Origin of the sequence: Enterobacter cloacae complex sp. IR5418 (genome assembly GCF_049238105.1) — a bacterium.
GTDB lineage: Bacteria > Pseudomonadota > Gammaproteobacteria > Enterobacterales > Enterobacteriaceae > Enterobacter > Enterobacter hormaechei.
In genome coordinates, this window is record NZ_JBMKHS010000017.1 from 87227 (window position 1) to 97148 (window position 9922).

General features: G+C 53.0%; 10 protein-coding genes. 6 read left to right on the forward strand and 4 right to left on the reverse strand.

Translation table 11 applies throughout. From position 1 onward, the window contains the following. Positions 1-157: 157 nt before the first annotated feature. The gene (locus tag ACOTX7_RS14580; protein WP_214591492.1) at positions 158-1411 is read left to right on the forward strand and encodes a glycoside hydrolase family 18 protein; all 1254 of its coding nucleotides are present in this window, start codon (positions 158-160) and stop codon (positions 1409-1411) included. A gap of 51 nt (positions 1412-1462) precedes the next feature. Here the strand turns inward: ACOTX7_RS14580 and ACOTX7_RS14585 are convergent, their stop codons facing one another. Both ACOTX7_RS14585 and msrB read right to left on the reverse strand, forming a co-directional pair. Beyond that, positions 1463-1735: a YeaC family protein gene (locus tag ACOTX7_RS14585; RefSeq protein ID WP_006809134.1), complete on the reverse strand. Its 273-nt coding sequence runs from the start codon at positions 1733-1735 to the stop codon at positions 1463-1465. 41 nt (positions 1736-1776) lie between these two features. Continuing rightward, positions 1777-2190, reverse strand: coding sequence for a peptide-methionine (R)-S-oxide reductase MsrB (gene msrB / locus ACOTX7_RS14590; RefSeq protein WP_221255835.1), 414 nt, complete (start codon positions 2188-2190; stop codon positions 1777-1779). 341 nt (positions 2191-2531) lie between these two features. On the opposite strand from msrB, the gene gapA reads away from it, so the two are divergent. Together gapA and ACOTX7_RS14600 are read left to right on the forward strand one after the other, a co-directional pair. After that, positions 2532-3527, forward strand: a complete 996-nt coding sequence (gene gapA / locus ACOTX7_RS14595) for a glyceraldehyde-3-phosphate dehydrogenase (protein WP_006809136.1) — start codon at positions 2532-2534, stop codon at positions 3525-3527. 74 nt (positions 3528-3601) lie between these two features. Continuing rightward, a complete protein-coding gene (locus ACOTX7_RS14600) occupies positions 3602-4486 on the forward strand; it encodes a D-hexose-6-phosphate mutarotase (protein WP_047353924.1) in 885 nt (294 codons plus the stop codon). A 68-nt stretch (positions 4487-4554) separates the two neighbouring features. On the opposite strand, the gene ACOTX7_RS14605 is transcribed toward ACOTX7_RS14600, so the two are convergent. Further along, positions 4555-5301: a MipA/OmpV family protein gene (locus ACOTX7_RS14605; RefSeq protein WP_017384691.1), complete on the reverse strand. Its 747-nt coding sequence runs from the start codon at positions 5299-5301 to the stop codon at positions 4555-4557. 432 nt (positions 5302-5733) lie between these two features. On the opposite strand from ACOTX7_RS14605, the gene yeaG reads away from it, so the two are divergent. The 3 genes from yeaG (at position 5734) to ACOTX7_RS14620 (ending at position 9626) form a co-directional block, all read left to right on the forward strand. Continuing rightward, positions 5734-7668: a protein kinase YeaG gene (yeaG, locus tag ACOTX7_RS14610; protein WP_006809140.1), complete on the forward strand. Its 1935-nt coding sequence runs from the start codon at positions 5734-5736 to the stop codon at positions 7666-7668. A gap of 74 nt (positions 7669-7742) precedes the next feature. Next, positions 7743-9026, forward strand: a complete 1284-nt coding sequence (locus tag ACOTX7_RS14615) for a YeaH/YhbH family protein (RefSeq protein WP_017384692.1) — start codon at positions 7743-7745, stop codon at positions 9024-9026. Positions 9027-9125: 99 nt separating this feature from the next. Further along, entirely contained in the window at positions 9126-9626 is a 501-nt protein-coding gene (locus tag ACOTX7_RS14620) for a YbaK/prolyl-tRNA synthetase associated domain-containing protein (protein WP_221255822.1), read from the forward strand. 20 nt (positions 9627-9646) lie between these two features. On the opposite strand, the gene yoaI is transcribed toward ACOTX7_RS14620, so the two are convergent. Beyond that, positions 9647-9748 (reverse strand): small membrane protein YoaI, encoded by a 102-nt coding sequence (gene yoaI / locus ACOTX7_RS14625; RefSeq protein WP_226865195.1) that lies wholly within the window; start codon positions 9746-9748, stop codon positions 9647-9649. Between the last annotated feature and the right edge of the window lie 174 nt (positions 9749-9922).

A 9922-nucleotide genomic window follows, 5' to 3' on the forward strand; every position in this document is an offset into this window, starting at 1 on the left:
GCGTCAGCGCCACCCGGCAAAACCCCCTCTCCGATCTCCCATAAAGTGAACTCCCTCGCATCACAAGCGAAACGGCAATGTTATTCTCTTCAGGCTGTTTTTTCGCCACGCCTTTTCTGTGGCGTGGTTATTTTTATTTGGTCAAAGAGGATCGTATATGAAACGTTTGCCCTTGCTGGCAGCATTACCCTTGCTTTGCGCGTCACTGGCTTCCGCCGCGCCCCTGATGTCCGTGGGCTACTTCAATGGCGGTGGCGATGTGACCGCCGGACCGGGTGGCGATATCAATAAACTCGACGTCCGCCAGATTACTCACCTCAACTACTCGTTTGGTCTGGTCTATAACAACGAGAAAGACGAAACCAACGCCGCGCTGAAGGATCCGGCAAAACTGCATCAAATCTGGTTATCACCAAAGGTGGCATCCGACCTGGCCTTAATCCCCACCCTGCGTAAACAAAATCCGAACCTGAAAGTCCTGCTTTCCGTTGGCGGCTGGGGCGCGCGTGGTTTTTCTGGCGCAGCGGCAACCAAAGAGAGCCGTGCGGTGTTTATTCGCTCCGCGCAGGAGATCGTCAACAAATACGGCCTGGATGGGATCGATCTGGACTGGGAATATCCGGTCAACGGCGCGTGGGGACTGGTCGAGAGCATCCCTGCCGACAGGGATAACTTCACCGCGCTGTTAAAAGAGATGCGTGACGCGTTTGGTAAGAAAAAGCTGGTCACGATCGCGGTCGGCGCGAATGCGGAAAGTCCGAAAAGCTGGGTGGATGTGAAAGCCATTGCCCCTCTGCTCGACTACATCAACCTGATGACCTACGACATGGCATACGGGACGCAGTACTTTAACGCGAATCTGTATGACTCCAGTGCCTGGCCGACGGTGGCTGCCGCGGACAAATACAGCGTCGATTTTGTGGTGAACAACTACCTGGCCGCCGGGCTTAAGCCGCAGCAGATGAACCTCGGGATTGGTTTTTATGGCCGCGTACCGAAGCGCGCCGTTGAACCGGGCATCGACTGGAGCAAACCGGACGCGCAAAACAATCCGGTGACACAGCCCTATTTTGGACCGCAGGAGATCGGCCTGTTTAAATCGCTTGGCTATGATCTGACCAAAGACACCTACGTGAAATACAACGATATCGTCCGCAAATTGCTGAACGATCCGCAGAAACGCTTTACCGAGCACTGGGACGATCAGGCGAAGGTGCCGTGGCTGTCAGTGAAATCCGCCGACGGGAAGGCGCTGTTTGCTATTTCGTATGAGAACCCGCGTTCCGTGGCAATCAAAGCGGATTACATCAAGGAGAAAGGTCTGGCCGGTGCCATGTTCTGGGAGTACGGGGCTGACGATGAAAACCAGCTCGCGAAACAGCTGGCGAAGTCGCTCGGGATCCCGCACTAATGTGTCGTGTGCCGGGTGGCGGCTTCGCCTTACCCGGCTTACATGGAACCTTTATTTGAAAGTCGCAATCGGCTTCGGCGTAATGCCGAAGTCTTCTTTTAGCTCACGCTTGCTTTTCATCACCATCTGACCGTTAGTGTCGATAGTCATATGCTGTGCGTCGGTATTGTTACGCGCCTGCCACAGCATCACCAGCTGCAAACTGTTCTCTTTTTGTTCAGGTGTGAGCGCCACACCGTCCGGCCATTTTCCCAGTTCAACGGCCGTCACCAGACGCTGATACACCTCCGGGGTCATGCCTGCAATCATGTCATCAATATTCACGATTTCTCCCTTTCAAAGGAATAATTTGCTGAATCGTTTTTTCAACCCTGGGTCTGGTCGCCGTTTTCGTCATCGGTAAAGCTCATGGAAGCCGAATTGACGCAGAAACGCTCCCCCGTCGGTTGCGGGCCATCCGGGAAGACATGCCCGAGATGGGCGTCACAGTTCCCGCAGCGAATTTCGGTGCGCACCATGCCGTGCGAGGAGTCCGTCAGGTAACGGATCGCATTGTCGCTGACAGGCTCGTAAAAGCTCGGCCAACCGCAGCCAGAATCATACTTAGTCTGGGAGTTAAACAGCGGTGCATCACACACCAGGCAGTGGTAGACGCCTTCCCGTTTGTTGTGCAGCAAACGCCCGGAAAACGGCGGTTCTGTGCCGTGATTTTGCGTCACGTAAAACTGCATCTCTGTAAGGTTTTTTTTCAAATCGTCGGGGTTACGTTGGTTCGACATATGCTTACATCTCGCTGTTGAAACAGACATCTTTTAACCCAGATTCTAACAAAACATTAACACCCGCGCGTACACTTTTGTTCTAAACTTATGTGTCGCGAAAAGGCGGTCAGGCAATTGTGATCAATTTCACATTTTAATCCTGCGAGGCCTTTAAAATTCCGGGCGCAGCCCCCATGTGGTTGCTAGCTCAAAGGGAAAGTGAGGCGAGTCAGTCGCACAAACGTTAGTCACAGGATTGATTTGTCGCAATGATTGACACGATTCCGCTTGACGCTGCGTAAGGTTTTTGTAATTTTACAGGCAACCTTTTATTCACTAACAAATAGCTGGTGGAATATATGACTATCAAAGTAGGTATCAACGGTTTTGGCCGTATCGGCCGTATTGTTTTCCGTGCTGCTCAGAAACGTTCTGACATCGAAATCGTTGGTATCAACGATCTCCTGGACGCTGAATACATGGCGTACATGCTGAAGTACGACTCAACTCACGGTCGTTTCGACGGCACCGTTGAAGTGAAAGACGGCCACCTGGTTGTTAACGGCAAAACCATCCGCGTTACTGCTGAGAAAGACCCAGCTAACCTGAAATGGAACGAAATCGGTGTTGACGTTGTAGCTGAAGCTACCGGTATCTTCCTGACCGACGAAACTGCACGTAAACACATCACTGCGGGTGCGAAGAAAGTTGTTCTGACTGGTCCTTCCAAAGACAACACCCCAATGTTCGTTCGCGGTGCAAACTTCGAAACTTACGCTGGCCAGGACATCGTTTCCAACGCATCCTGCACCACCAACTGCCTGGCACCGCTGGCTAAAGTTATCAACGACAACTTCGGCATCATCGAAGGTCTGATGACTACCGTTCACGCGACCACTGCGACTCAGAAAACCGTTGATGGCCCGTCTCACAAAGACTGGCGTGGCGGCCGTGGCGCGGCTCAGAACATCATCCCATCATCTACCGGTGCTGCTAAAGCAGTAGGTAAAGTACTGCCAGAACTGAATGGCAAACTGACTGGTATGGCGTTCCGCGTTCCAACTCCTAACGTATCCGTTGTTGACCTGACCGTTCGTCTGGAAAAAGCTGCTTCTTATGAAGAAATTAAGAAAGCAATCAAAGCTGCTTCCGAAGGCCCAATGAAAGGCGTTCTGGGTTACACCGAAGACGACGTTGTATCTACCGATTTCAACGGCGAAGTATGCACTTCCGTGTTCGATGCTAAAGCAGGTATCGCACTGAACGACAACTTCGTGAAACTGGTTTCCTGGTACGACAACGAAACTGGCTACTCTAACAAAGTACTGGACCTGATCGCTCACATCTCCAAATAAGTTGAGATGAGTGCTTGATCCTAAAAGGCGACTTCGGTCGCCTTTTTTATTGTTTTTAGACAGAGGATTGCTTAATGATTAATAAAATTTTTGCACTTCCGGTAGTCGAACAACTTACCCCTGTGCTCTCCCGCCGTCAGATCGACGGTGCCGATATCATCGTCGTTGATCACCCGCGCGTTAAAGCTTCCGTCGCGCTTAATGGCGCCCACCTGCTCTCCTGGAAACCAGAAGGCGAAGAAGAAGGCCTGTGGCTGAGCGAGGCCACCTCGTTCAAAAAAGGGGCGGCGATCCGTGGTGGCGTACCCATCTGCTGGCCATGGTTTGGCCCGTCAGCGCAGCAGGGATTACCCTCTCACGGTTTCGCCCGTAATCAGCAGTGGACGCTCAAAGCCCACAACGAAGATGAAAACGGCGCGGTGTTGACCTTTGAACTTCAGGCAAATGATGAAACGCGCGCCCTGTGGCCGCACGAGTTCACGTTGTATGCCCGCTTCAAGCTGGGTAAAACCTGCGAAATTGAACTCGAAGCCCACGGCGAATTCGAAACCACGTCCGCCCTGCACACCTATTTCAACGTAGGCGACATTCAGGCCGTTAAGGTGAGCGGCCTTGGCGATACCTTTATCGACAAAGTGGATAACGCGAAAGAAGGCAGACTGGACGACGGCGTGCAGACTTTCCCGGATCGTACCGACCGCGTGTACCTGCACCCGGAAGCCTGTAGCGTAATCCATGACAGCGCGCTGAACCGTGGCATTGAAGTGGTTCATCATCACCACAGCAACGTGGTGGGCTGGAACCCTGGCCCTGCCCTTTCCGTCAGCATGGCGGATATCCCGGATGACGGTTACAAGACCTTCGTCTGTGTGGAAACCGCGTGTGTGACTGCGCCGCAACAAACCAGCGAAGAAAAACCATCCCGCTTAGGCCAGACGATCAAGATTGTGAAGCGCTAATATTTTCTGCCGCATCATGAAAAAACAAACGGGGCGCAAGCGCCCCGTTTTAATGCATCACGTTCTGGTCAGAACTTGTAGGTCACACCCACAGAGAAGATACCAGACCAGGATTTGTCGACCATCGGGCTGTCTTTCACTTCATCGCTCAGACGAATGTAACGGCCAGTACCGTATACATTCCAGTCACCGAGGAAGTTATAAGAGGCGGTGAGTTCCAGGTACGGATCCCAGCCATCATCCGCGCTGTAGCTCTTCAGACCACTGCGGCGAGACTCCGCTTTAGACACGCCATAGTAGTAGTCGTTGTAATTCTCGCTGCTGTACTGCACACCGATACCCGGCGTCAGCGTCACCGCACCGTTGGTATAGCGATAAAGCCACGCCAGATCCCAGATGAAGCCGTTGCTGTTATCCAGGGTATCGCCCGCCAGCGCCGTGCGCAGGAAGCCATACTCGGTATTATGGACGTAAGAAAGCCCCGCCATCAGTGAGCTTCTGCGTTTGTCCAGCTGACGAAGCGCATTGCTGTCGCTGTCGCCTGGTTTAAAGTGCGTAGGATCGTAATAGGCCATGATGGAGAGCTTATCGGCCGTGTCGTTCCAGAGATAGTAGCCGCCGCCCAATCCACGGAACCAGAAGTTATCGCCTTCATAGGTGACAACGGGGACAGGATAAACGTCGCGGTCATACTGCTTGTACGGGCTGTTAATCACGCCAGCACCCGCGCCAACAGTCCACTGGCTCTCAGCCTGTACGGTGCTCGCTGCGGTAGCGGCAAGGATGCCCAATGCCAGAAGTTTGAGTTTGGTCACAATCCATTCTTTCCTGTAGTCAAATAATCAGCGGGTGAAGTGTAACCGCCATTCCCGTACATCCCAAAATTTTTTGCGCGCTAATCCGTTTGATTAACCCGTTATTTTTCATTTTTCAGATGACATCCCGCTTTCATTTATGTGACCTATAAATGAAAAACCCGCTTTTCGCTTATAACCGCAGTGGAAATTTTTGGATGAGTTATTGATATGTCATTGAAAGTAGATTTTATCCGTATGCAAGTTTTGCAATTGCCATCTACGCTTTACTTTAAGAAGAGGTTTTGCTGAACACCCTGCGGTTCATAGCCTTCGACCTGGCACACAGGTTGCTGCTCTGGCAGTGCGGTGCGAAAAATTCTCTTCCGGGAGCCTCCACTACTCATACGAACGGCTCTTATCCTGTGCTAAAAAACGAAAGGACGGCATGCCATGAATATATTCGATCACTATCGCCAGCGCTACGAAGCTGCCAAGGACGAAGAGTTCACACTGCAGGAGTTTCTTACCATTTGTCGGCAAGATCGCAGTGCCTATGCCAATGCGGCAGAACGGCTATTGATGGCTATTGGTGAGCCAAACATGGTTGATACTGCCCTGGAGCCACGGCTTTCCCGTCTCTTTTCGAACCGGGTGGTCGCCCGCTACCCGGCGTTTGAGGAGTTCTATGGCATGGAAGATGCCATAGAGCAGATCGTCTCCTACCTGAAGCATGCCGCTCAAGGGCTGGAAGAGAAGAAACAGATCCTCTACCTGTTGGGGCCTGTCGGTGGGGGTAAATCCTCCCTTGCTGAACGGCTGAAAGCGCTGATGCAGCGCGTGCCAATCTATGTGCTGAGCGCCAACGGCGAGCGCAGCCCGGTCAATGACCACCCGCTGTGCCTGTTTAACCCGCAGGAGGATGCGCAAATTCTGGAAAAAGAGTTTGGCATTCCGCATCGCTATCTCGGTACGATCATGTCGCCGTGGGCGGCAAAACGTCTGCATGAGTTTGGTGGGGATATCACTAAATTCCGCGTCGTGAAAGTGTGGCCGTCTATCCTTGAGCAGATCGCCATTGCCAAAACTGAACCCGGTGACGAGAACAACCAGGATATCTCGGCGCTGGTGGGTAAAGTTGATATCCGTAAGCTGGAACATCACGCGCAAAACGATCCGGATGCCTACGGCTATTCCGGTGCGCTGTGCCGCGCCAACCAGGGGATTATGGAATTTGTCGAGATGTTTAAAGCACCGATCAAAGTGCTGCATCCGCTGCTCACCGCCACCCAGGAAGGCAACTACAACGGGACGGAAGGTATTTCTGCCCTGCCGTTTAACGGGATTATCCTCGCTCACTCGAACGAATCCGAATGGGTGACCTTCCGTAACAACAAAAACAATGAGGCGTTCCTTGACCGTGTGTATATCGTCAAAGTGCCTTATTGCCTGCGGATCTCCGAAGAGATCAAGATTTACGAAAAACTGCTCAACCACAGTGAGCTGGTGCATGCGCCTTGCGCACCGGGAACCCTGGAAACACTGTCGCGCTTCTCGATCCTGTCGCGCCTGAAAGAGCCGGAAAACTCCAGCATCTACTCGAAAATGCGCGTCTATGACGGCGAAAGCCTGAAAGATACCGACCCGAAAGCGAAATCGTATCAGGAATACCGCGATTACGCCGGGGTCGACGAAGGAATGAACGGTCTGTCGACGCGTTTCGCGTTTAAGATCCTCTCCCGCGTCTTTAACTTCGACCACGCGGAGGTGGCCGCCAACCCGGTGCATCTGTTCTATGTTCTGGAACAGCAAATTGAACGTGAGCAGTTCCCTCAGGAACAGGCTGAACGCTATCTGGAGTTCCTGAAAGGCTATCTGATCCCGAAATACGCCGAGTTCATTGGCAAAGAGATCCAGACCGCCTACCTGGAATCCTATTCCGAATACGGGCAGAACATCTTCGACCGGTACGTCACTTACGCTGACTTCTGGATCCAGGATCAGGAGTACCGCGACCCGGATACCGGCCAGCTGTTTGACCGTGAATCCCTGAACGCGGAGCTGGAAAAAATTGAGAAGCCAGCCGGGATCAGCAACCCGAAAGACTTCCGAAACGAGATTGTGAACTTCGTGCTGCGCGCCAGAGCGCATAACAATGGCCGCAATCCGAACTGGACCAGCTACGAAAAACTGCGCACGGTTATAGAGAAGAAAATGTTCTCTAACACCGAAGAGCTGTTGCCGGTCATCTCGTTCAACGCCAAAACCTCAACCGACGAGCAGAAAAAGCACGACGATTTTGTCGACCGTATGATGGAGAAGGGCTATACCCGCAAACAGGTCCGCCTGCTCTGTGAATGGTATCTGCGCGTGCGTAAATCGTCTTAAAACAAGTGCCCGGTAGCGCCTGCGCCTGCCGGGCCAACAAAAACGCAAGTTGGCAAATGCAGTACGGGGGATATATGACCTGGTTTATTGACCGGCGTCTTAACGGCAAAAACAAGAGCACGGTGAATCGCCAGCGCTTCTTGCGCCGTTATAAAGCGCAAATTAAACAGTCGATCTCCGAGGCCATCAACAAACGCTCGGTGACCGACGTCGATAGCGGCGAATCCGTCTCCATCCCCAACGATGACATCAGCGAACCGATGTTTCATCAGGGGCGTGGCGGCCTTCGCCATCGCGTGCACCCAGGTAATGACCACTTCGTCCAGAATGACAGAATCGAGCGGCCACAAGGCGGAGGCGGCGGTTCTGGCAGCGGTCAGGGGCAGGCCAGCCAGGACGGAGAAGGCCAGGATGAGTTCGTCTTCCAGATCTCAAAAGACGAATATCTCGACCTGCTGTTTGAGGATCTGGCCCTGCCGAATCTGAGAAAGAATCAGCACCGCCAGCTCAATGAATACAAAACCCATCGCGCGGGCTATACCGCTAACGGGGTGCCCGCCAACATCAGCGTGGTGCGTTCTCTGCAAAATTCGCTGGCGCGACGCACGGCAATGACGGCAGGTAAGCGGCGCGAACTGCGCGAGCTGGAAACCAGCCTGAAAGTGGTGGAAAACACCGAACCAGCGCAACTGCTGGAAGAGGAGCGCCTGCGTAAAGAGATTGCCGAACTGCGGGCGAAGATCGACCGGGTGCCGTTTATCGACACCTTCGACCTGCGCTACAAGAACTACGAAAAACGTCCGGAGCCTTCCAGCCAGGCGGTGATGTTCTGCCTGATGGACGTGTCAGGCTCAATGGATCAGGCCACCAAGGATATGGCTAAGCGTTTTTATATTCTGCTCTATCTGTTCCTGAGCAGAACATATAAGAACGTGGAGGTGGTCTACATTCGCCATCACACTCAGGCAAAAGAGGTGGATGAACATGAGTTCTTCTACTCGCAGGAGACCGGTGGCACCATCGTGTCGAGCGCTCTCAAGCTGATGGATGAGGTGGTGAAGGAGCGCTACGATCCGGCGCAGTGGAATATCTACGCCGCGCAGGCATCGGATGGCGATAACTGGGCGGATGACTCGCCGCTGTGTCATGAAATTCTGGCGAAGAAGATCCTGCCGGTGGTGCGTTATTACAGTTACATTGAAATTACCCGTCGCGCCCACCAGACGCTGTGGCGTGAGTATGAGCATCTGCAAGCGATGTTCGATAACTTTGCGATGCAGCACATTCGCGACCAGGATGACATCTATCCGGTCTTCCGGGAACTGTTCCAGAAACAGTCGTCCACCAGCAACGCATAACCCAACAGCCAGCGCGCCCGCTGGCTGTTTTCTTTTAGCCCTCCCCGTCCCGTGCTAATGTAGCAGGCTACGTATTGGCAAATCACAGGTGAAATCGTTATGTCTGATGACGTGACCGGGACGACGACCCATCAGCAGCTAATCAGCTTATTAACCGAGCAAGGGGCGCGCTTTCGCGTGGTGGCGCATGAGGCCGTTGGGAAATGCGAAGCGGTCAGTGAAATTCGCGGGACCGATCTCCGACAGGGTGCAAAAGCGCTGGTCTGCAAGATAAAAGGCAACGGCGTTAAGAAACATGTTCTGGCAATTCTCGCCGCTGATCGGCAGGCCGATCTGAGCCTGCTGGCGAGCCATTTCGGTGCGCTAAAGGCCTCTCTCGCCAGCCCGGCTGAAGTGGATGCCCTTACCGGCTGCGTTTTTGGCGCCATTCCTCCCTTCAGCTTTCATCCGGATCTGACGCTGGTCGCCGATCCGCTGCTGTTTGAGCGTTTCGACGAGATCGCGTTTAACGCCGGCCTGCTGGAAAAGTCGGTGATTATGGATACCCAGGACTATCTGCGTATCGCCCGTCCTGAACTGGTGCCGTTCCGTAAACAATAAATACAGCGGCTGGCTCACGGTCAGCCGTTTTCCAGCAGCAGCACGGAAGCAATCAAAATAATCGCGATGATAAAAAACGACGAGGCGATAATCAGCGTTTCGACAAACATAGGATCGTTCATGATGCCCTCTGCTTTGCCCATTTCCCTCTTTTTTACCCCCGAACAATGACAGTGAAATGACAATGACGCATCCGCGAAATGACGTTTTTTTCGCTGAAACGATTCGCTGTTAAATAGGCTTTGTTGAATAAATCAGATTTCGGGTAAGTCTCCCCCGTAGCGGGTTGTGTTTTC